The 20,602-nt window shown below is 72.4% G+C and carries 19 protein-coding genes and 1 tRNA gene; 15 read left to right on the forward strand and 5 right to left on the reverse strand.

All coding sequences use genetic code 11. From position 1 onward, the window contains the following. Window positions 1-184: 184 nt before the first annotated feature. From ABZX65_RS35520 to ABZX65_RS35540, 5 genes are all read left to right on the forward strand, one after another. Window positions 185-667: a peroxiredoxin gene (locus tag ABZX65_RS35520; protein ID WP_355349940.1), complete on the forward strand. Its 483-nt coding sequence runs from the start codon at window positions 185-187 to the stop codon at window positions 665-667. A gap of 108 nt (window positions 668-775) precedes the next feature. After that, window positions 776-1,351, forward strand: coding sequence for a TerD family protein (locus ABZX65_RS35525; protein ID WP_188285108.1), 576 nt, complete (start codon window positions 776-778; stop codon window positions 1,349-1,351). A 118-nt stretch (window positions 1,352-1,469) separates the two neighbouring features. Further along, on the forward strand, window positions 1,470-2,045 hold the full coding sequence (locus tag ABZX65_RS35530) for a TerD family protein (protein ID WP_355349942.1): 576 nt from the start codon (window positions 1,470-1,472) through the stop codon (window positions 2,043-2,045). Between the two features lie 55 nt (window positions 2,046-2,100). Further along, window positions 2,101-3,285, forward strand: coding sequence for a DUF475 domain-containing protein (locus ABZX65_RS35535; RefSeq protein ID WP_355349944.1), 1,185 nt, complete (start codon window positions 2,101-2,103; stop codon window positions 3,283-3,285). A gap of 70 nt (window positions 3,286-3,355) precedes the next feature. Beyond that, complete coding sequence (locus ABZX65_RS35540) at window positions 3,356-4,087, forward strand: Tellurium resistance (RefSeq protein WP_355349947.1); 732 nt, start codon at window positions 3,356-3,358, stop codon at window positions 4,085-4,087. Window positions 4,088-4,114: 27 nt separating this feature from the next. On the opposite strand, the gene ABZX65_RS35545 is transcribed toward ABZX65_RS35540, so the two are convergent. Next, window positions 4,115-5,029 (reverse strand): TerD family protein, encoded by a 915-nt coding sequence (locus ABZX65_RS35545; RefSeq protein WP_355349950.1) that lies wholly within the window; start codon window positions 5,027-5,029, stop codon window positions 4,115-4,117. Between the two features lie 163 nt (window positions 5,030-5,192). Here ABZX65_RS35545 and ABZX65_RS35550 point away from each other — a divergent pair, with 163 nt between their 5' ends. The 3 genes from ABZX65_RS35550 to ABZX65_RS35560 all read left to right on the forward strand — a co-directional run bounded on the left by ABZX65_RS35550 (window position 5,193) and on the right by ABZX65_RS35560 (window position 9,889). After that, window positions 5,193-6,359 (forward strand): HpcH/HpaI aldolase/citrate lyase family protein, encoded by a 1,167-nt coding sequence (locus ABZX65_RS35550; RefSeq protein ID WP_355349953.1) that lies wholly within the window; start codon window positions 5,193-5,195, stop codon window positions 6,357-6,359. 111 nt (window positions 6,360-6,470) lie between these two features. Further along, window positions 6,471-9,074 carry a phosphoribosyltransferase gene (locus tag ABZX65_RS35555; RefSeq protein WP_355349956.1) on the forward strand — a complete coding sequence of 868 codons (2,604 nt, stop codon included), beginning with the start codon at window positions 6,471-6,473 and terminating at the stop codon, window positions 9,072-9,074. Beyond that, the gene (locus ABZX65_RS35560; protein WP_355349959.1) at window positions 9,071-9,889 is read left to right on the forward strand and encodes an HAD family hydrolase; all 819 of its coding nucleotides are present in this window, start codon (window positions 9,071-9,073) and stop codon (window positions 9,887-9,889) included. The genes ABZX65_RS35555 and ABZX65_RS35560 overlap by 4 nt, the downstream gene beginning before the upstream one ends. 213 nt (window positions 9,890-10,102) lie before the next feature. Here ABZX65_RS35560 and ABZX65_RS35565 read toward each other — a convergent pair whose 3' ends face one another. Further along, window positions 10,103-10,729 (reverse strand): nucleoside/nucleotide kinase family protein, encoded by a 627-nt coding sequence (locus ABZX65_RS35565; RefSeq protein ID WP_355349962.1) that lies wholly within the window; start codon window positions 10,727-10,729, stop codon window positions 10,103-10,105. 54 nt (window positions 10,730-10,783) lie between these two features. Between ABZX65_RS35565 and ABZX65_RS35570 the strand changes: the two genes are divergently transcribed. After that, on the forward strand, window positions 10,784-11,443 hold the full coding sequence (locus ABZX65_RS35570) for an O-methyltransferase (RefSeq protein ID WP_355349965.1): 660 nt from the start codon (window positions 10,784-10,786) through the stop codon (window positions 11,441-11,443). 25 nt (window positions 11,444-11,468) lie between these two features. Here ABZX65_RS35570 and ABZX65_RS35575 read toward each other — a convergent pair whose 3' ends face one another. Next, window positions 11,469-12,005 (reverse strand): DUF4383 domain-containing protein, encoded by a 537-nt coding sequence (locus tag ABZX65_RS35575; RefSeq protein ID WP_355349968.1) that lies wholly within the window; start codon window positions 12,003-12,005, stop codon window positions 11,469-11,471. A gap of 235 nt (window positions 12,006-12,240) precedes the next feature. Here ABZX65_RS35575 and ABZX65_RS35580 point away from each other — a divergent pair, with 235 nt between their 5' ends. After that, window positions 12,241-12,474 (forward strand): zinc ribbon domain-containing protein, encoded by a 234-nt coding sequence (locus ABZX65_RS35580; RefSeq protein ID WP_355349971.1) that lies wholly within the window; start codon window positions 12,241-12,243, stop codon window positions 12,472-12,474. Window positions 12,475-12,632: 158 nt separating this feature from the next. Here ABZX65_RS35580 and ABZX65_RS35585 read toward each other — a convergent pair whose 3' ends face one another. Next, window positions 12,633-13,874 carry a hypothetical protein gene (locus ABZX65_RS35585; protein ID WP_355349974.1) on the reverse strand — a complete coding sequence of 414 codons (1,242 nt, stop codon included), beginning with the start codon at window positions 13,872-13,874 and terminating at the stop codon, window positions 12,633-12,635. A 149-nt stretch (window positions 13,875-14,023) separates the two neighbouring features. Between ABZX65_RS35585 and ABZX65_RS35590 the strand changes: the two genes are divergently transcribed. From ABZX65_RS35590 to ABZX65_RS35605, 4 genes are all read left to right on the forward strand, one after another. Then, window positions 14,024-14,095: transfer RNA gene (locus ABZX65_RS35590), tRNA-Val, on the forward strand. A gap of 140 nt (window positions 14,096-14,235) precedes the next feature. Continuing rightward, a complete protein-coding gene (locus tag ABZX65_RS35595; RefSeq protein WP_355349975.1) occupies window positions 14,236-14,787 on the forward strand; it encodes a flavoprotein in 552 nt (183 codons plus the stop codon). A 269-nt stretch (window positions 14,788-15,056) separates the two neighbouring features. Continuing rightward, window positions 15,057-17,060: an MMPL family transporter gene (locus ABZX65_RS35600; RefSeq protein WP_355350001.1), complete on the forward strand. Its 2,004-nt coding sequence runs from the start codon at window positions 15,057-15,059 to the stop codon at window positions 17,058-17,060. Between the two features lie 17 nt (window positions 17,061-17,077). Further along, entirely contained in the window at window positions 17,078-18,340 is a 1,263-nt protein-coding gene (locus ABZX65_RS35605; protein ID WP_355349977.1) for a sensor histidine kinase, read from the forward strand. Window positions 18,341-19,440: 1,100 nt separating this feature from the next. On the opposite strand, the gene ABZX65_RS35610 is transcribed toward ABZX65_RS35605, so the two are convergent. After that, window positions 19,441-19,674 carry a hypothetical protein gene (locus ABZX65_RS35610; RefSeq protein ID WP_355349979.1) on the reverse strand — a complete coding sequence of 78 codons (234 nt, stop codon included), beginning with the start codon at window positions 19,672-19,674 and terminating at the stop codon, window positions 19,441-19,443. A 106-nt stretch (window positions 19,675-19,780) separates the two neighbouring features. Between ABZX65_RS35610 and ABZX65_RS35615 the strand changes: the two genes are divergently transcribed. Then, entirely contained in the window at window positions 19,781-20,539 is a 759-nt protein-coding gene (locus ABZX65_RS35615) for a DUF4239 domain-containing protein (protein WP_355349982.1), read from the forward strand. The last annotated feature ends 63 nt before the right edge of the window (window positions 20,540-20,602 follow it).

Below are 20,602 nucleotides of genomic sequence, written 5' to 3' on the forward strand. Positions count from 1 at the left end.
GCCCCGGCGGTGGGGCGGCCCCCCGGGCCGGCCGCCCCCCCCCCCCCGGCGCCCCGGGGGTCCCCCCCCGCCGCCGGGGGGGCGGGGGCAACCGCGCGCTTGGCCCACCCTGTGTCGCGGCCCTGCGGCGGTCGCGACGGCCGCGCCGGGTCCCGCGCCTCCCCCGAGAAGGGACGCCCGCGCGATGAGCGAGATCAGCGCAGCCCACGAGATCCCCGCGGTCGGCGCCCCGGCACCCGACTTCGCCCTGCCCGACCAGCACGGCCGTACCCTGCGCCTGGCCGACTTCCGCGGCCGGAAGAACGTCGTGCTGCTCTTCTACCCCTTCGCCTTCACCGGCGTGTGCACCGGCGAGCTGTGCGCGCTGCGCGACGAGCTGCCCGCGTTCCAGAACGCGGACGTGCAACTGCTCGCCGTCTCCTGCGACTCGATGCACTCGCTGCGGGTCTTCGCCGACCAGGAGGGCCTGGACTACCCGCTGCTGTCCGACTTCTGGCCGCACGGCGCGGTCTCCCGCGCCTACGGCGTCTTCGCCGAGGACAAGGGCTGCGCCCTGCGCGGCACCTTCGTCATCGACAAGGAGGGCACCGTGCGCTGGACCGTCGTCAACGGGCTGCCGGACGCCCGCGATCTTCACGACTACGCAAAGGCGCTCGAATCGCTGTAGACCTCGGGAACCCGTCACTAAGCTCGGCACGTTGATCCGGCACCAGCGCAGGATCTGTGCACGCGTACGCCACGCACACAGCACGCACGAACCGATTTGGGAGGACTCGTGGGAGTCAGCCTCAGCAAGGGTGGCAACGTCTCGCTGACCAAGGAGGCGCCGAATCTCACGGCCGTCGTCGTCGGTCTGGGCTGGGACGCCCGCACCACCACCGGCAACGACTTCGACCTCGACGCGAGCGCGCTGCTCACCAGCGACCAGGGCAAGGTGCTCTCCGACGCGCACTTCGTCTTCTTCAACAACCTCACCAGCCCCGACGGCTCCGTGGTGCACACCGGTGACAACCTCACCGGTGAGGGCGAGGGCGACGACGAGGTCATCAACGTGAATCTGGCCGGTGTCCCGGCCGATGTCGCGAAGATCGTCTTCCCCGTCTCCATCTACGAGGCCGAGAGCCGCCAGCAGAGCTTCGGCCAGGTGCGCAACGCCTACATCCGGGTGCTCAACGCGGCGGACCAGCGCGAGCTGGCCCGCTACGACCTGACCGAGGACGCCTCGACCGAGACCGCCATGGTCTTCGGCGAGCTGTACCGGCACGGCGCGGAGTGGAAGTTCCGCGCCATCGGCCAGGGCTACGCCTCGGGACTGCGCGGCATCGCCCAGGACTTCGGCGTCAACGTCTGATCGCGGTGCGGCGCCCGGCCACCGGGCGCCGCCCGTCCCTGGCGGACCCAGGACCCAGGGCCCACCCAGCACCCAGGACCCACCCAGCACACCCTGCGACGGGGAGGAACGAAACACGATGGGCGTCACGCTCGCCAAGGGAGGCAATGTCTCCCTCTCCAAGGCCGCGCCGAATCTCACCAAGGTGCAGATCGGTCTCGGCTGGAGTTCCCGCTCGACCACCGGAGCCGACTTCGACCTGGACGCCAGCGCGCTGCTCTGCGGCAACGGCCGGGTCCTGGGAGACGAGTTCTTCGTCTTCTACAACAACCTCAAGAGCCCGGAGGGTTCCGTCGAGCACACCGGCGACGAACTGGTCGGCGGCACCGGCGGTGACGACGAGACGATCCTGGTGGACCTGAGCCTCGTCCCCGAGCGCGTCGACAAGATCGTCTTCCCGGTCTCGATCTACGACGCCGACGCCCGTTCCCAGACCTTCGGCCAGGTCAGCAACGCGTACATCCGGGTGCTCAACCAGGCGGACGGCGCCGAACTGGCCCGTTACGACCTGACCGAGGACGCCTCGACCGAGACCGCGATGATCTTCGGCGAGCTCTACCGCTACAGCGGCGAGTGGAAGTTCCGTGCGGTAGGTCAGGGGTACGCCTCCGGACTGCGCGGCATCGCCCTAGACTTCGGGGTCAACGTTTCGTAAAGCCGCGTACCTCGCGGGGGTCCTCGTGATCATCAGGGAAATAGGTAGGTAGCTCGTGCTCCTCAGAACATTCGGCTGGTCGTTCGGCATCACTGCCGCCGGCCTCGCCCTGGCCGGCGTCCTCTGGGGCTGGAAGGGCCTGGCCATTGTCGCGATCCTGTCGGTCCTCGAGATCTCACTCTCGTTCGACAACGCGGTGATCAACGCGGGCATCCTCCGCAAGATGAATGCCTTCTGGCAGAAGATGTTCCTCACCATCGGCGTGCTGATCGCCGTCTTCGGCATGAGGCTCGTCTTCCCGATCATCATCGTCGCCATCACGGCCAAGCTCAGTCCGTGGGAAGCGGTCAGGGTCGCGATCAACGACCACGACCGCTACGAGGCGCTGGTCACCGGCGCGCACCCGGCGATCGCCGCCTTCGGTGGCATGTTCCTGCTGATGATCTTCCTCGACTTCATCTTCGAGGAGCGGGAGATCACCTGGCTGGGCTGGCTGGAGAAGCCGCTGGCCAAGGTCGGCAAGCTGGACATGCTCTCCGTCGTGGTCGCGCTGGTCGCGCTGCTCGTCGCCGCCACCACCGTCGCCACCGGCGTCCCGCTGCACGGCGGTCACGGCACCATCGACAAGGGTGAGACGGTGCTGCTGGCGGGCGTCGGCGGCCTGCTCACGTATCTCATCGTCGGCGGTGTCTCCAGCTTCTTCGAGGAGCGGCTGGAGGACGACGACGAGGACGACGAGGACGGCGCGGAAGCGGGCGGAGCGGAGCCCGTCGCGGCGAAGAACGGCAACGGCGTCAGCACCGGACAGGTCGTGGGCCTGGCGGGCAAGGCCGCGTTCTTCATGTTCCTCTACCTCGAAGTCATCGACGCGTCCTTCTCCTTCGACGGTGTCGTCGGCGCCTTCGCGGTCAGCAACGACATCTTCGAGATCGCGCTGGGTCTCGGCATCGGCGCGATGTACATCAGGTCGCTGACCGTCTTCCTGGTCCGCAAGGGCACCCTGGACGACTACGTCTACCTGGAGCACGGAGCGCACTACGCGATCGGCGCGCTGGCCGTCATCCTGCTCGTCACGATCAAGTACGACGTCAGCGAGGTCATCACCGGTCTGGTCGGCGTGGTGCTGATCGCCGCTTCGTACTGGTCCTCGGTGGTACGCAACCGCCGACTCGGGGAAGACTCCGGGCAACCGGACGGTGACAAGGACGACGACAAGGCGGAAGTCGCGAGCGGGGTCTGACCCCGGTCGCGCCAGCGCTGCCCCCGCCGTCCGGCGGGGGCAGCCTCATGTCAGGGGAGGGCGAGGGCAGATGGCCTGGTGGAGTTTTCTGCGGCCGAGCGGCGGGCAGCAGTTCGACGTCGCGAACGCGCACACCGTGGAACTCACCAAGCGGCACCCGATGGTGTCGCTGTCCAAGCAGGGAGCGGCCGTCGGCAACCTCCGGGTCAACCTCTCGTGGTCGATGCGGACATCCGACACCGGTGGCTGGGCCACCTCCAACGGCGGGTTCTTCCGCCGCCAGCTCGACGTCTTCAAACCGCGCGTGGTGCAGGCGGCCGGACCCGCCATGGTCAATGTCGACCTCGACCTGGCCTGCATGTACGAACTGGCCGACGGCAGCAAGGGAGTTGTCCAGCCGCTCGGCAATCTGCTGGGCGACCTGGACGCGCCGCCGTACATCCAGATGAGCGGCGACGACCGGTTCGGCGGCACCTCGGGCGAGACGCTGTACATCAACTTCGACAAGCGGGACGAATTCCGGCGGCTGCTGGTCTTCGTCTACATCTACGACGGCACGCCCGCCTTCGACCGCACGCACGCGAAGGTCGAGATCTTCCCGACCTCGGGCCCGCGCATCGAGATCCCGCTCAACGAGCGGGAGCCGCAGGCCCGTTCGTGCGCCGTCGTGCTGATCGAGAACCGCAAGGGCGAGCTGGTCGTGCGCCGCGAGGTCAGGTACGTCTACGGCTTCCAGGCCGAGATCGACCGGCTCTACGGCTGGGGCCTCCAGTGGGGCCGCGGCTACAAGTCCAAGGTCTGACCGCGTCCGGCGCGCTGTCCGCGCGGGTCAGCTGCCCGACTGGAACTGGGGTCCCTGCGGCGGCAGTTGGAAGCCGCCGTCGTTGGCGGCGGCGGCCACCGGCTGCGGGTAGCCGTACGCCGGGTAGCCCTGCTGCGGCTGCTGGTGGACCGCGGGGGCCGTGGTGGCCGCCACGGGCTGCGGGTAGCCGTAGGCGGGCTGTGCGGGCACGTGGCCGGGCGAGGGAGCCTGGAGCGGGTATCCGTACGCACTGGTGGGCGCGGGCTCCGGCTCCTGGGCGTACGGCGCGGTCTGCTGGGACACCGGCCCGGCCGTGGGCGGCGCCGCCGGGGAGACGGTGGGCGGCGCGGTCGTGGCCGGTACGGCAGTACGGTCGGAGTCGCCGCCCTCGACGTCGTCCACCGCGATGCCGAATTCGGTGGCCACGCCGACCAGACCGGTGTCGTACCCCTGGCCCAGGGCGCGGAATTTCCAGCCGCCGTCCTTGCGGTAGATCTCGCCGCAGTTCAGGGCGGTCTCGTAGCCGGTGTCGGGGCGCACCTCGAAGGTGATGACGGGCGCGTGCTGCGGCCCCGTGGTGTCGTAGAGGAGCACACACAGGTCCTGGACCTGCGCGAAGGGGCCGCCGTCGCAGGAGGCGACGATCACGACGCGGTCCACGTCGGAGCCGAGGGCGGCCAGGTCGACCTCGACGGTGTCGGTCAGGCTGCCGGAGACGCGTTTCTTGGGCAGGTGACGGGCGAGCCCCGAGGGGTGGCGCGGTTCGTTGTAGAAGACGAAGTCGGCGTCGGAACGGACCTTGCCGTTGGAACCGAGCAGCAGCACGGAGGCGTCAACATCGGGGGAACCGGACGCCGGGGTCCAGCGCAGTACCGCCCGGATTCCGGGGGCGTCCAGTGGGGTGTTCGAGCCCTTCACCATCACGTGCGTCATACCGGTCATCCTGCCCTCCCCGTGGCGTGCGCCACAACGCCGGGCGGGACGGTCACGCGGTGGACCCGCCGCGGTTACCTGTTTTTCACGTGTGGAGGGAACCTCTACCCCATGCTCGCACGTACGATAATCGGCCAGATATCATCGGGCTCACTACCTCGAAATGGGGCGTATGCGACACTTCGGGCACCTCGCTCCTGAAGCCAGGAGCGAACTGTTTCACCGCGAGCCGCAGGAGTTCACTGCCGACTCGCCCGCACGCATGCTCGCGGTCGCCCTCGGCGCCACCCTCTACAGCCCCGCCACCCGCCCGCAGCTCGCGGACGACGTGGTGAAGCAGGCCGCCCGGGGTGTGGTGTCGATGGTCCTGTGCCTGGAGGACTCCATCGACGACCGCGACGTCGTCGCAGGTGAGGCCAATCTCGTCCGGCAGTTCGCCGATCTCGCGACCCGGCCGGAGGCGGCCCTTCCGCTGCTGTTCATCCGGGTCCGCACGCCCGCGCAGATCACCGACCTGGTGACACGGCTCGGCGGCACCGTGGAACTGCTGTCCGGATTCGTGCTGCCCAAGTTCACCGAGGAGACCGGCGTCCCCTTCCTGGAGGCCATGGCGCACGCGGAGGCCGCCAGCGGGCGGCGCCTTTTCGCCATGCCCGTACTGGAGTCCCCGCAGCTCCTGCACCTGGAGAGCCGGGTCGAGACGCTCTACGGGATATCCAGGACGGTCGACAAATACCGCGAGCGGGTGCTCGCCCTGCGCCTGGGCGTCACCGACTTCTGCTCCTCCTACGGCCTGCGCCGCGCCCCCGCGATGACCGCCTACGACGTGCAGATCGTCGCCTCGGTGATCGCCGACGTGGTCAACGTCCTCGGCCGCGCCGACGGCAGCGGCTTCACCGTGACGGGACCGGTCTGGGAGTACTTCAGGCACCACGAGCGGATGTTCAAGCCGCAACTGCGCCGCAGCCCCTTCACCCCCGAGGCCGAGGACCTGCGCGACACCCTCATCGAGCGCGACATGGACGGACTGCTCCGCGAGATCGAGCTGGACCGCGCCAACGGCCTCCAGGGCAAGACCTGCATCCACCCCACCCACGTGCCCGTCGTGCACGCGCTGAGCGTCGTCACGCACGAGGAGTTCTGCGACGCGGCCGACATACTCGACGAGGACCGCTCCGGCGGCGGCGTCATGCGGTCCGCGTACACCAACAAGATGAACGAGGTGAAGCCGCACCGCGCCTGGGCGGAGCGCACCATGCGCCGCGCCGAGGTTTTCGGCGTCGCCCAGGAGGACATCGGCTTCGTGGAACTGCTCGCGGCGAGCCTGCCGCAGTCCTGAGCGCGGTCCCGGAACAGCCTCCAGCGCAGTCCTGAGCACGGCCAGGCGCCGCGCCCAGCCCTGAGCACGGCCCCCGCGCCGCGCTCGCACCGAACGGAAGAGAAGCACCGCATGGCAACGCACACGCCCTGGCCGGGCCAGTGGGTCGCGGACCGGCTGGGCATCGGCCTGGTGGGCGAGGGCCTGCACGGAGTGCTCGGCCTCGCGCTGCGCCGCAACCCCAAGCGCGCCCACCTGCTGGTCTCCAACATCCTCGGCAAGCACGTCCCGCAGGACCCGCGCGCGGTCTACGGCTCCGCGTACGCGCTCGGCGAGCGGGTCCGCGACCTGCTCGGCCCGGACGCGGTCGCCGACGCCGTGGTCCTCGGCTACGCCGAGACCGCGACAGGGCTCGGCCACTGCGTCGCCGACGGCGTCGGCGGTGTGCCGTACCTGCACTCCACCCGGCGCGAGGTCGCGGGCGTCGCGGCGGGCGGCGGCTTCCAGGAGGAGCACAGCCACGCCACCGGGCACCTGCTGCTCCCCGAGGACCCGGCGCTGCTGGCGGGCAGCGGCCCGCTGGTCCTCGTCGACGACGAGTTCTCCACCGGCCAGACCATCCTCAACACCATCCGTGACCTGCACGGACGCCACCCGCGCGAGCGGTATGTGGTGGTCGCCCTCACCGACATGCGGTCCGCCGCCGACCAGGCGCGGCTGGAGGACTTCGCGGCGGAACTCGGCGCCCGCGTGGACGTCGTCGCCCTGGTCGCGGGGGCCGTCACGCTCCCCGAGGGCGTGCTGGAGCGCGGCCAGGCCCTGGTGGCCGCCCACGAGACGCCGCCGCCCGCGCCCGCCGACTACTACGACCTCACGCACGTCGAGCTGGACTGGCCGGCCGGGGTGCCGGACGGCGGCAGGCACGGCTTCCTGCCCGAGCACCGCGCCGCCCTGGAGGCCGCGCTGCCCGCGATGGGACAGCGGCTGGCCGCCGCGCTCCCGCCCGGCGCCCGCCGCGTCCTCGTCCTCGGCAACGAGGAGCTGATGTACGCCCCGCTGCGGCTGGCGGAGGCGCTGCGGCGGCACACCGCCGCAGCGGACGCGGGCCTTGAGGGCCTGGGGCGGCACACCGCCGCAGCGGACGCGGGCCTTGGGGGCTCGCAGGCGGCCCCTGGCGGCGCTCTCGACGTGCGCTACTCCACCACCACCCGCTCGCCGGTGCTGGCCGTCGACGACCCCGGCTACGCCATCCGCAGCCGGATCGTGTTCCCCGCCCACGACGAGCCCAGCGACGGCCCCGGCGACCGGTACGCGTACAACGTGGCGGGCGCGGGCTTCAACGCGGTCGTCTGCGTCATCGACTCCGCGGGCGAGACCCCCGAGCTGTACGGGCCCGGCGGCCTGATCGCCCAGCTCGCCGCGCACACCGACCGCGTACTGGTCGCCGTCGTCCCCACCTACCGGCCGCGGCCCCGGCTGCACGCCCGGTTGCGGTCCCGGCTCACCGCCGGAACCGAGTCCCGTCCCCGACCGAACGGACACGCCGCACCGATGAGCCCCGCCCCTGTGAGCGCCACCGCCCGACCGCTGCCCGAGCCCCTGCGCGGCCCCGCCTTCTCGTCGTACGCGGCGGACGAGGTCGGCTGGCTGCTCAAGGACCTGTCGGAGGTCGAGCTGGAAGCGCCGACCGAGGAGCGCGAGGAGGCCATCCAGAGCGGCGGCGCGCACTACGCCGAGTCGCTGCCCGTCGAGTACCAGCCGAGCGCCGCGTACCAGGACCTGTTCAAGGCCGCCCTCGACGGCTCCGCCGAACGCATCGCGCGCGCGGTCGGCGCCGTCACCGAACTCGTGCTCGCCGAGCGCGGCCCTGACGCCGTCCTGGTCTCGCTGGCCCGCGCTGGCACCCCGGTCGGCGTGCTGATGCGCCGCTGGGCCCGGCACGCGCACGGCCTGGACCTGCCGCACTACGCCGTCTCCATCGTCCGCGGCCGGGGCATCGACCGCAACGCGCTGAGCTGGCTGGCCGCCCACCACGACGCGGCGAACGCCGTGTTCGTCGACGGCTGGACGGGCAAGGGCGCCATCACCCGCGAACTGGCCGAAGCCGTCAAGGACTTCGACGGCGAAGGCGTCTTCGACCCGGACATCGCGGTGCTCGCCGACCCCGGCGGCTGCGTGTCCACCTACGGCACCCGCGACGACTTCCTGATCCCCTCCGCGTGCCTCAACTCCACGGTCTCCGGCCTCATTTCGCGCACCGTGCTGCGCGCCGACCTGACCGGGCCCGACGACTACCACGGCGCGAAGTTCTACCGCGAGCTGGCGGGCGCCGACGTCTCCGGGCTCTTCCTCGACACCGTCACCGCCGCCTTCGACCGGGTCGGCGACGCCGTCGCCGAGGACGTCAAGTCGCTGCGCTCCGCCGACCGTTCACCCACCTGGGCGGGCTGGGCCGCGGTCGAGCGGATCAGCCAGGAGTACGGCATCGGCGACGTGAACCTCGTCAAGCCCGGCGTCGGCGAGACCACCCGCGTGCTGCTGCGCCGAGTGCCCTGGAAGATCCTCGCCCAGCGCGGCGTCGGCGCCGACCTCGACCACGTCCGCCTGCTGGCCGCACAGCGCGGCGTACCGGTCGAGGAGGTGGACGGGCTGCCGTACTCCTGCGTGGGTCTCATCCACCCCCGCTACACCCGAGGGGCCACCGGGACCGACGGCAAGGCGGTGGACGCGAAGTGAGTACCCGTCAGAACCGCACGCTGGTCGCCAGCGACCTCGACCGCACCCTGATCTACTCCACGGCGGCGCTCGCCCTCACCATGGCCGACGAGCACGCGCCGCGCCTGCTCTGCGTCGAGGTGCACGAGGCGAAGCCGCTGTCCTACATGACCGAGACCGCCGCGGCGCTGCTGGTGCGACTCGCCGCGGAGGCCGGGCAGTTCGTGCCCTCCACCACCCGCACCCGCAAGCAGTACCGCCGGATCAGCCTGCCCGGACCCCAGCCGCGGTACGCCATCTGCGCCAACGGCGGCCACCTCCTGGTCGACGGCCGCACCGACCACGACTGGAACGCCGAGATCCGCCGCCGTCTCGCCGACGGCTCCGCGCCGCTGGACGAGGTACGCGCCCACCTCGCCGCGACCGCCGACCCCGCGTGGCTGCGCAAGGAGCGCATCGCGGAAGACCTCTTCGCCTACCTCGTGGTCGACCGCGAACGCCTCCCCGCCGGCTGGGTCAAGGAACTCGCCGCCTGGGCCGAACCCCGCGGCTGGACCGTCTCCCTCCAGGGCCGCAAGATCTACGCCGTGCCGCTGCCGCTCAGCAAGTCCGCCGCCCTCGCCGAGGTCGTCCGCCGCACCGGCGCCGACCGCGTCCTCGCCGCCGGCGACTCCCTCCTCGACGCCGATCTGCTCCTCGCCGCCGATGAGGGCTGGCGCCCCGGCCACGGCGAGCTGGCCGACTCCGGCTGGACCGCCCCCCACGTCACCGGCCTCGCCACGGTCGGCGTCGCCGCCGGCGAAGAGATCATCCTGCGGATGCGCAACGCCCTCTAACGCCGCCCCCGCGCAGGGCCTGTTTTTTAGGGGCGCGGGGAACTGCGCGACCAGCCACCGACGGTGGCGCGCCTTGAAAACCGGCCCCAGCGGGGCAGACGCTGTCTGTTCTCGGGCTGACAGCCCGGTGGGGGCGGGCCGCGCAGTTCCCCGCGCCCCCAAAAAACGCGTGGCCGGCGCCCCGGCTGAGAGGAACCGCTCCGGGGCCCGGGGTCAGTGCCCCGGGGCCACCACCCGGGTGCAATAGGCGCGGGAGCGCTCTACGCGTCGCGCGTTGGGCCGCTCGCTCGCAGCGATAAAGGCCCGGGCCTCCAGCTCGCTGCGCCCCCCGCGCACGTGCCGTCGCAGCAGCCGCCGCTCACGCAGCTGACGCGGCGCGTCGACGTACCAGAGCTCGTCCAGCAGGTCACGGACCTGCTCCCACCCGGCACCGTCGTCGGCGAGGTAATTGCCCTCGGTGACGACGAGCCGGACACCGGGCGCGACGACCAGCCCGGCCGCCACCGGCTCGTCCAGGCGCCGGTCGAAGTCGGGCGCGTAGACCGGGTGTTGACGGTCACCGCGCAGCCGCCGCAGCAGGTGGACGTAGCCGTCCACGTCGAACGTCTCGGGCGCGCCCTTGCGGTCCCGCAGCCCCAGCCGGTCCAACTGCGCGTTGGACAGATGGAACCCGTCCATCGGCACATACGCGGCCGTCCCCGCGCCCACCCGGTCGTTCACCCCGGACACCAGCCGCCGCGCCAGAGTCGACTTCCCGGCGGCCGGGGCGCCCGCCAGCCCCAGCAGAGCCCTCCGGCCTGGAATGCTGGGGACCAAGGCGACCGCGTCATCCACGAGCATTCCGTCACCCTAGGGCCCGGACGGGCCCTGAGCGCCGCACCAGGGAGAAGACCCTTGTCCGAAACGAAGAACCCGCAGCTCACACCCGAGCTCTACGGATACGTCCTCGCGCACAACCCGCCGCTGGACGCCGTCCAGCGGGAACTGGTCGAGACCACGCACGCCCGCCTCGCCGATGTGGCCGGGCTCCAGACCGCTGAGGAGCAGGGCCCGCTGCTGGCCTTCCTCGTCCGCCTGACCGGCGCCAAGCAGATCGTGGAGGTCGGCACCTTCACCGGCTTCTCGACCCTGTCGATGGCCCAGGCCCTGCCCGCCGACGGCAGGCTCATCGCCTGCGACGTCTCCGAGGAGTGGACCGCCGTCGGCCAGGACGCCTGGGCCAAGGCGGGCGTCGCCGACCGCGTCGACCTGCGGATCGCCCCGGCCATCGACACGCTCAAGGCGCTGCCCGGCGGCCAGTGGATCGACCTGGTGTTCCTGGACGCCGACAAGGGGTCCTACACCGACTACTGGGAGGAGTTGGTGCCGCGCATGAACCCGGGCGGCCTGCTCGTCGTCGACAACACGCTCTTCCACGGCGAGGTCGTGGACGAGGACGCGACCGGCGGCGCCGCGGCCATCCGCGCGTTCAACGACCACGTACGCGCGGACGACCGGGTGGACGACGTCCTGCTCACCGTCGCGGACGGCCTGACCCTGGCCCGTAAGAAGTAGTCACTCCGGCAGGACCGTCACGGGGTCAGTGCTGCGGCAGTCCGCGGGGAGGCGGCCGCCGGGTGGTCACCGCCGCCCGGGCCTCCTCCTCGCGGGCTGCCTGCTGGGGGTGGCGCTTGCGCCAGTACGGATTGTCGTGCGGCAGCCCGCCGGTCACCCGCCCGTACATGCCGAAGAACATCAGCATCACGCCGACCGCGAAGCTGAACAGCACGTTCGACATCTTGAACGCCAGAAGGTTGCTGCCGGTGTCCAGCAGGGCGAGATTGACGAACCCGCTGAGCAGGAAGGCGACGCCGACGACGATGTTGAGGGTCGAGGCGAAGTTGCCGCCCTTCACCATCCCGGCGAAGAGCAGCACGCCGATGACGATGGAGATCGTGCTGAGCGCGCCGTTGGAGTTCAGCCCGGCGATCCGGTCGCCCGCCTTGGACAGGAACGACACGCCGTTGAGGAGTCCGAGGATCCCGAAGACGACCAGGATCAGGCCCATCAGACCGGCGCCGAAGCGGTACATCTGGCTCAGCTTGTGGTCCACGGGCAGATGATCGTCGAGTCGCATATGACCGGCCTCCTTCGCTGAAGGGGAATCGAGGCCGCTGCTCCTCCAGGATAGGCCGGGGTCCGGAATCCGGCGCTCCGCGCGGGTCACCCCGGGTCACGGGCCGGCGGCGCGGGGCTTGCGGCAGCGGGCGGCAGTGCGCGAAGTCCGGCACATCGTTCCCGGCGGCCGGCGACGCCGGGGTGACCTGTGGAGGAACGCCCTCCGCGGGCCGCGTCCCCGCTACCCTGGGCCCATGCCTCGCTACGAGTACCGCTGCAAGACCTGTGGCTCCACCTTCGAGCTGCGCCGCCCCATGTCCCAGTCGGACGCCCCGACCGTCTGCCCCAAGGGTCACGACGACACCGTGAAGCTGCTCTCGACGGTCGCGGTCGGCTCCTCGTCGTCCTCGTCCTCGTCGTCGGCCGGTCCCGCCCCGGCGAGCGGCAACGGCGGCGGCGGATGCTGCGGTGGCGGCTGCTGTAACTGAACGGACGGGACCGGGGCCGGTACGGGCGGCGGTCGGATCGTACGTTTGCCGGTCCGGCTGTACGAACGCCGGTCCGGTCGTATGAACGCCGGTCCGGCCGTACAACGCCGGTCCGGCCGTACCGCCGGTCGCCGGAGCAGGAGACCGGCCAGGGGTGCTCAGCGCCCGGCCGCGCGGTCCTCACGGATGTTGGCCACCACGCGGTTCGCGGTCTCGCGCACCGCTGCGGTCTCGGTGAGGAACGCCCAGTAGTCCGGGTGCCTGCCCTCCAGCGCGGCCACCGCGCGGTCGAGGCGCGCCACCGCGTCGTCCAGCGGGCGGGCGTGCCGCGGCTCCGGCGTCGAACGCCCCTGCATGGCCAGCCGCTGCGCGTCCCGGATCGCGAAGCGGGTCTTCTCGACCTCGCCCTTCGGGTCCTTGCTCACCTCGTTGAGCTGCCGCAGCCGGTCACCGGCCGCGGACACCGCGCCCTCCACGTCGTCCATCAGCGCCCTGACCGTCGCCAGCCGTGACGTGGCGTCCGGCCAGCGCTGCTCGTCCCGCGCCTTGCGCGCCTCGGCCAGCGCCGTCTCCGCCTGCCGTACCGCCTGCGCGGCCCGCTCGGGCACCTGCTGGAGGTCCTGCCAGCACGCCAGCGAGAACCGCCGCCGCAATTCGCTGAGCACCGGGTCCACGCCCTCGGCCCGCGTCGCCAGCGCCTGCACGCGCGTGCGCAGCGACACCAGCCGCTTGTCCATCTCCCTGGCCTGCTCGGGCAGCCGCTCCGCCTCGGTCCGCACCGCGTCCGCCTTGCGGCGCACATCGTCGGCCCGCTGGACGGTCTCCTGCACGCCGTGCTTGCTCGCGCCCTCGTTCAGCCTGGTCAGCTCGGGTGCCAGCGCGGCCAGCCGGGCCGCGAGGTCGTCCGCCTTCAGCCCGACCGCGCGGACCCCGTCCAGCGCGTTCGTCGCTGCCAGCAGCGACTGCTTGGCCCGCTCCACGGCGGGCGCCAGCCGGGCGAGTTGCGTCTCCGCCTTGCCGAGCAGCGGCGCGAGACCCGCGGAGAAACGCTCCAGCTCGGTCTTGGCCCTGTCCAGCTCGTCCTTGGCCTTCGTCAGCTCGGTGCGCGCCCGCGCCGCCGTGCCCGCGTCCAGCTCGTCCCGGTCGATGTCGTGCGCGTCCACGGTGTTGATGTAGGCCGCGCTCACCTGGTCGATGCGCTCGCCCAGCGACCGGAATCCGGCCAGCGCCCGGCGCGCCTCGGGGGAGTCGTCCACCGCCGAGATCGTCTCTATCGAGATCTCCAGATCGCGCTGCGCCGTGTCCAGCTCGTAGAACGCCTGTGACGCGGCGTCCTTCGCCGCCTGCGCCTCCGCACGGTGATTGTCGCCGCGTCGCCACCACGAACGTGCCGTCGTCACCGTGACACTCTCTCCCCGCAGATCGCCGCCGACCACCGTCGGACCCATCCTCCCACCAGGCCGCCCCGAACACACCGCCCGGTCCCCACGGCCCCGTGGTTGCTGATCACGCCCCAGGGCAGGGTAACCTGTGACGTCGAACTCACCGAGGGCGTGTAGCTCAGTGGTAGAGCGCCGCCCTTACAAGGCGGATGTCGGCGGTTCGAAACCGTCCACGCCCACCCTCGGAAGCCCCCGGGCCCCTGTCCAGCGTCCTTGGACAGGGGCCTCTTCCCTGTCCCGCTCCGTGTGCCGCCCCCGGCCCGTGCGCGGCGGCCGGGGGCGGTTGCGTGGCCCGTCACGGTCGGGGTTGGGTGGGGTCATGACGCGCCCCGTGCTCTATCTGTTCGGCTCCGCCGCACCCCCGGTACTGGATATCGCCTCGGTCGTCGAGGGCGCGCAACGAGCCGGGTGGGACGTCTGCCTCGGTCTGACGCCCGCCGCCGCCGACTGGCTCTTCACCCAGACGAAGAAGCTGACGAAGCTGACCGGACACCCGGTGCGCAGCGGGTACAAGAAGCCCGGTGAGCCGGACGTCTGGCCGCCCGCGGACGTGATCGCCGTCGCGCCGGCCACCTTCAACACGATCAACCAGTGGGCGCTCGGGATCACCGACCACTTCGTCGTCGGCGTCGCGGCCGAGGCCATCGGCAGGGGCATCCCCTTGGTGACGATGCCGTGCGTGAACACCGCCTCCGCCCGGCACCCCGCCTTCGACCGGTCGGTCGACGAACTGCGCGTGGCCGGGGTGAGGGTCTTCTACGGCGAGGGCGGCTTCGTCCCCCACCCGCCCGGCCAGGACGCCCCGGACGACTTCCCCTGGCCGCTGCTGTTCGAGGCGGCGAAGGCGGCACTTCCCGATCACCTGCGCTGACACCGGGCCGGGGCCACCGGCCGACCGGGCCGCGTCCGTACTCCCGTGGATGTAACGGCGCGGCCCGTACCGCCCGCGGGGGTACGGCGATGTCCGCCGCTGGCGCGACGTTCCGTGGCTGTCACGCCTTGACGATGGAGGCGATCAGTCGTTCGTCGCAAGGGGAGGCCGGGATGAGGACCGCGGAGCAGGTCAGCGGGGTACGTGACGGGGGCGCCGCGCCGCCGGGCGGGGCGGGCGGGGGTCGGGCGCGGAAGCTGCCGTGGCTGATGCTCGCGCTGTGGGTCGGGGTGCTGGCGGTCGCGATACCGCTGTCCGCCAGGCTCGGTGACGTCCAGCGCGACAGCGTCGTGGACTACCTGCCGAACAGCGCGGACTCCACGCGGGCGGCCAAGATCCAGGCGTCGCTGCCCGGCGGCGAGACGACCGACATCGTCGTGGTCTACCACCGCGACGGCGGCCTCACCGCGGCCGACCGGGCCACCGCCGCGCGGCAGACCGCCGAGATCGCCCGTACGAACCGGCTCACCGGGGACGCCCCGCGGGCCGTGCCGTCCAAGGACGGCACCACGCTGATGTACCCGCTGTCGACCACGGCGCCGGGCCAGGACTCCCAGGCCAGAACCGACTTCGTGGACGGGGTCAGGGACGTCGCCACGGGCGGCTCGGGGCTGACGGTGAAGGTCGGCGGACAGGGCGCCCTGGACACCGACAGCGCCGAGGTCTACAGCGCGCTCGGCGGCCCGCTCCTCTACACCACGGTCCTCGTCGTCGCCGTCCTGCTGATCCTCATCTACCGCAGCCCCGTGCTGTGGCTGATCCCGCTGATCTGCGCGGGCGCCGCCGACGTGCTGTCGATGGCGGTCACCTACGGCCTCAACCAGGCGTTCGGCGTCACCGTCAGCGGCCAGAGCTCCGGTGTGATGACCATCCTCGTCTTCGGCGTCGGCACGGACTACGCGCTGCTGCTCGTGGCCCGCTACCGCGAGGAACTGCGCCGCACCGAGCGCCCGTACGACGCCATGCGCACCGCCCTGCGCAAAGCCGCGCCCGCGGTCCTGGCCTCCGCGGGCACCGTCGCCGCGGGCATGCTCTGCCTGCTGGCCGCGGACCTCAACAGCAGCCGGGGCATGGGCCCGACGGCCGCCGTGGGCGTCGTCTGCGCGCTGCTCGCCATGGTGACGCTGCTGCCCGCCGTCCTCGTCGTCCTCGGCCGCCGCGTGTTCTGGCCGCTGATCCCCGCCCACGGCAGCGAGCCGAAGCAGCGGCGCGGCGCCTTCGTCGCGATCGGCGACGGCGTCGGCCGCAGGCCGGTCGCGGTGCTCGTCGGCGGTGTGCTGCTGCTCGGCGCCCTCGCCGTCGGCGTGCTCAACCTGCCCGGCAGCGTCAAGCAGCAGGACATGTTCAGCAGCGAGCCCGACGCGATCACCGCCATGCGGATTCTCGGCGCGGCCTACCCCGACCAGGGCAGCCGTCCCGTCGCCGTCATCGCGCCCGCCGACCGCGCCGAGGCCGCGCGGGCCGCCGCCCGCTCCACCCGAGGCGTCACCGACGTGCGCGCCGGGCGCACCGCCGACGGCTGGAGCGAATTCTTCGTCACCACCGCGGGCCCGCCGCAGACCGCGGCCGAGACCGCCACCATCAAGGCCCTGCGCACCGGACTCCCCGGCTCCTACGTCGGCGGCCCCAGCGCCCAGCAGCTCGACCTCCAGCACACCAACCAGCGCGACCGCGGCATCGTCATCCCGATCACCCTCGCCGCCGTCCTGCTCATCCTCGTCCTCCTGCTGCGGTCCCTGGTCGCGCCGCTGCTGCTCGTCGCCGCGGTCGTCGCCGTCTGGGGCGCCGCCCTGGGCATCGGCGGCCTCGTCTTCGGCCCGGTCCTCGGCTTCCACGGCACCGATCCAGGACTCGCGCTGCTCTCCTTCGTCTTCCTCGTCGCCCTCGGCGTCGACTACGGCATCTTCCTCATGCACCGCATGCGCGAAGAGGCGCTCAACGGCGCAGGCCCCCGCGAGGCCACCCTCGGCGCGCTCCACTCCACCGGCGGCGTCATCACCTCGGCAGGTGTCGTCCTCGCCGCGACCTTCTCCGTCCTGATGAACATGCCTCTCGTCCAGCTCGCGGAACTCGGCTTCGTCATCGCCGTCGGCGTCCTGCTCGACACCTTCCTCGTCCGCACCTTCCTGGTGACCTCGGCCGCGCTGCTGCTGCGCCGCCGGGTCTGGTGGCCCGGCGCCCTGAGCCGCCCGGCGCCGGGCGAACGGGGGTGAGCCCGCGAGGGCGGCGCGTGACGCGCCAGGACGCGGCGCTCGCGGCGGGGCTGGCGGCGCTGTCGGTGCCGCTGGCCCTGCTGACGCCGGGGACGCGTCCCGACGCGCTGGGCTGGACGCTGCTGGTCTGCTGCCAGATCCCGCTGCTGTGGCGGCGGACGCACACGACGGCCGCGCTGGTGGTGACGGTTGCGTTCCTCGGGCCGTACCACGCGCTCGGGTATCCGCACGCGGCGCCGGTGCTGGGCTCGATGACGCTGCTGTTCACGGCGGCGGCCACGAGCCCGGTGTGGCGGGCGGCGGCCATCGGGACGGTGGTCGTCGGCGGCACGGTGGCGGCGGACTGGGTCTCGGACGCCGGGGGAGCGGTGGACACGCTGCGGACCTCGGGCTGGATCGCGGCGGTGCTGGTGGCGGGCGCGACCGTGCGCGTGCACCGCCAGTTGGTGGCCGCGACCACGCAGCGGGCCGAGCGCGCCGAGCGGACGCGGGAGGAGGTGGCGGCCCGGCGGGTGGCGGAGGAACGGCTGCGGATCGCCCGTGACCTGCACGACCTGCTCGCGCACAGCATCACGCTGATCGGCGTGCAGACGGCGGTGGCCGCGCACGTGATGACGGTGGCGCCCGAGGAGTTCGACCGGGCGGCGGTGTCCAAGGCGCTGGACGGCATCGCGGACACCTGCCGCGCGGCCCGCGTCGAGGTGCGCACCACGCTGGAGGTGCTGCGGTACGGCGAACGGGCCGCCGACGAGGGGCCGTTGCCCGGTCTGGCCGCGCTGTCGGACCTCGCCCGCCCGGCCGGGGCCCGGCTCCACGTGCTTACGGCGCGAGGTGCTTCCTCCGGCGGCGCGGACCCGCACATCCCGCCCGCCGTCGAGGCCGCCGCGTACCGCATCGTGCAGGAGGCCCTGACGAACACCACCCGGCACGCGGGGGCCGGGGCGCGGGCCGAGGTGACCGTGCGCGTCGGCCCCGGCTCGCTGCTGGTCGAGATCACCGACGACGGCGGGGCGGCCGTCGGCTCGGGTCCCCGGCCCGGCCCCGGCACCAACCTCCACCTCGGCCCTCACGACAGCCCTCACGACGGCCCCGCCCACGGGCACGACCTCGGCCCCGGCTTCGGTCTGATCGGCATGCGCGAACGCGTCCGCAGCGTCGGCGGCACCCTGACGGCGGGCCCCCTCGCCGGAGGCGGATTCCGGGTCGCGGCCGACCTCCCGCTGACCCCCCGCGCGCACGCGTGTACGGACGGGGCCGCCGCACCGCACGACCCCGCCTGACGCGCCCCGCCGCGCGGGGGACCGGCGCCCGCGACCGCGCCCAACTGGTCCTCAACCGCTGCGAGTCGGGTCCGGTCACGCCCGCGCGGCGGCCGGTGCGGGCGGCGCTGATTCGCGCGGAAAATCGAGGGTTTGATGCCTTCGTTACTCCTTTGGGGGAACGGTCGCGGGAAGCGTCGGCACGTGCCGCGCGCATGCTGACCATGAAGGGTGACCACTTCTAGGGGGAGGCGCGTCCGCGGTTGGACGGCGCTGCTTGTCGTGACGATGGCGGCAGGATCGTGGGGACTCGGCGCGGTGGCCTCGGCCGAGCCGCGCGCGCGGTGCCCGGCGGGAGCGGGCCACGGCAGAGCGGAGTCATGCCCCGCCGAGCCGTCCCGTCACCCATCGCACCACGCGTCGCCCGTACCGTCCGAGGCCGCGTCGCCCGCGCCGTCGCACCGCGCGTCGCCCGGTCCGGAACCGACCCGGACATCGACACCCACACCCGCACCGACACGGACGCGGCCCTCCCGGCCCGATCCCGGTCCCACATCCCCGCCCACCCGGGCACCCACACCCAATCCCGCTCCCACGACCACACCCGCGCCCGCGCCCGAACCGACGCGTACGGCCGCGCCCACGTCTGTTCCCACCCACAGGACCGATCCCGCGCCCACGGCCGTGCCGACGACCTCGCCCGCGCCCAGCCGTGTGCCCGACCGCCACGAGCCCGTACGGCACCAGCCGACGCACCACGAGCCCGTATGGCACGACCCCGGTCATCACGGCCCGGACCACGCTGACCCGGATCACCACGACCCCGGGCACCACGCCCCCGCGGACCACGACCCCGGACGGCACCGGCCCGATCATCACGGGCCCGGTTACCACCACCCCGACCCGTATGTGCCCTGGTGCGGGTACTGGCCGGACCAGTGGCCCTGGACGTGGCTCTGCCACCGCCACCACCACCATCCGAAGCCGTGCCCGACCCCGACACCGACCCCCACGCCGACTCCCACCCCCACACCGACTCCTACGCCCACGCCCACACCGACCCCGACTCCGACCCCCACGCCCACGCCGACACCCACTCCGACCCCGACTCCCACGCCGAGTCAGAAAGCGGCGGTGACGCCACGTCCCAGACCCGCGCCGAAGCCCCCGGCGCCCGCACCCGTACCGCAGCCCGTACCCACCGCCGCACCCGTACCGGCTCCCGCGCCGGTGCCGCGGTCCCAACCCGCGCCGCCCGCCGCCCCGGTGGCGGTGCACTGGCCGGAGAAGGCGCCGGCGCCGGTCGCGGCGCCGAAGGAGCACCGCCGGTCGCTGATGATCACGATGATGCTCACCACCGTGCCCGCCGTGCTGGCCGTCGCCGTCCTGCGGCCCGGCTCCTCCGGCTCCAACTCCGGTCGCAGCAGGAACAACTGAACGTGAAACAAGGGGGATTTCCGCATGTCGCAGTGGTTGGCGCTGGTGATCGCGATGGCCGCGGTCTGCGCTGTGGTCCTCGGCGTGGTCGTCCTGCGTACGCGCAAGGTCCACGCGGACGACGATCCGTCGGAGACACCCGACGTCATCGAGTACATGGTCATGATGATCGGCGTGGTCTACGCGATCGTGCTCGGTCTGGCCATCGCCGGTGTCTGGGAGGGGAGGAGCGGGGCACAGGCCGAAGTCCTCGCCGAGGCACAGGCGTTGCACGAGGTGAGCGCGCGGGCGCAGGTGTATCCCGTTGACGTACGCGACCGGATCCGCGCGGACGTGAACGCCTACGCGGCGTTCGTGGCCGACAAGGAGTGGCCGTACATGAAGAACCACAGCGAACTGGAGCCGCGGGGCAACGCGTTGCTCGACACGCTCCGCAAGGACGTCTCGCAGTACGCGCCCACGTCCGACCTCGGCGCCCAGGCGTACCAGCCGCTGGTCGACGAGGTCGCCGCCGTCGACGAGGCCCGCACGTCGCGCAGCCAGAGCGTGGGCGCGACGATGCCGGGGATGGTGTGGTTCGGCCTGATCACCGGCGCGCTGGTGACGGTCGGACTGATCTTCACCCTCCAGATCCGGCGCTCACCGAAGGAGTTGCTGCTCGCCGGTCTGTTCAGCGCGCTCATCGCCTTCCTGCTGTTCCTGATCTGGGACCTCGACGATCCCTTCGGCGGCGGACTCGCCGTCTCCGCCGACGTCTTCCGGGACCTCGTACTGCGCCGCTGACCAGGGCGCGCGCCCCGGCGGACACGGCCGGGAACGCGCACGGCGGACGCGGCCGGGAACGCG

The sequence above is a fragment of the Streptomyces sp. NPDC003300 genome, from assembly GCF_040610915.1.
Taxonomy (GTDB): domain Bacteria; phylum Actinomycetota; class Actinomycetes; order Streptomycetales; family Streptomycetaceae; genus Actinacidiphila.

Coding starts and splice junctions, on each gene's coding strand:
- ABZX65_RS35520 (WP_355349940.1), top strand. CDS start 185: ATGAGCGAGATCAGCGCAGCCCACGAGATCCCCGCGGTCGGCGCCCCG.
- ABZX65_RS35530 (WP_355349942.1), top strand. CDS start 1,470: ATGGGCGTCACGCTCGCCAAGGGAGGCAATGTCTCCCTCTCCAAGGCC.
- ABZX65_RS35540 (WP_355349947.1), top strand. CDS start 3,356: ATGGCCTGGTGGAGTTTTCTGCGGCCGAGCGGCGGGCAGCAGTTCGAC.
- ABZX65_RS35545 (WP_355349950.1), bottom strand. CDS start 5,029: ATGACCGGTATGACGCACGTGATGGTGAAGGGCTCGAACACCCCACTG.
- ABZX65_RS35550 (WP_355349953.1), top strand. CDS start 5,193: ATGCGACACTTCGGGCACCTCGCTCCTGAAGCCAGGAGCGAACTGTTT.
- ABZX65_RS35555 (WP_355349956.1), top strand. CDS start 6,471: ATGGCAACGCACACGCCCTGGCCGGGCCAGTGGGTCGCGGACCGGCTG.
- ABZX65_RS35565 (WP_355349962.1), bottom strand. CDS start 10,729: ATGCTCGTGGATGACGCGGTCGCCTTGGTCCCCAGCATTCCAGGCCGG.
- ABZX65_RS35575 (WP_355349968.1), bottom strand. CDS start 12,005: ATGCGACTCGACGATCATCTGCCCGTGGACCACAAGCTGAGCCAGATG.
- ABZX65_RS35580 (WP_355349971.1), top strand. CDS start 12,241: ATGCCTCGCTACGAGTACCGCTGCAAGACCTGTGGCTCCACCTTCGAG.
- ABZX65_RS35595 (WP_355349975.1), top strand. CDS start 14,236: ATGACGCGCCCCGTGCTCTATCTGTTCGGCTCCGCCGCACCCCCGGTA.
- ABZX65_RS35600 (WP_355350001.1), top strand. CDS start 15,057: ATGCTCGCGCTGTGGGTCGGGGTGCTGGCGGTCGCGATACCGCTGTCC.
- ABZX65_RS35615 (WP_355349982.1), top strand. CDS start 19,781: ATGTCGCAGTGGTTGGCGCTGGTGATCGCGATGGCCGCGGTCTGCGCT.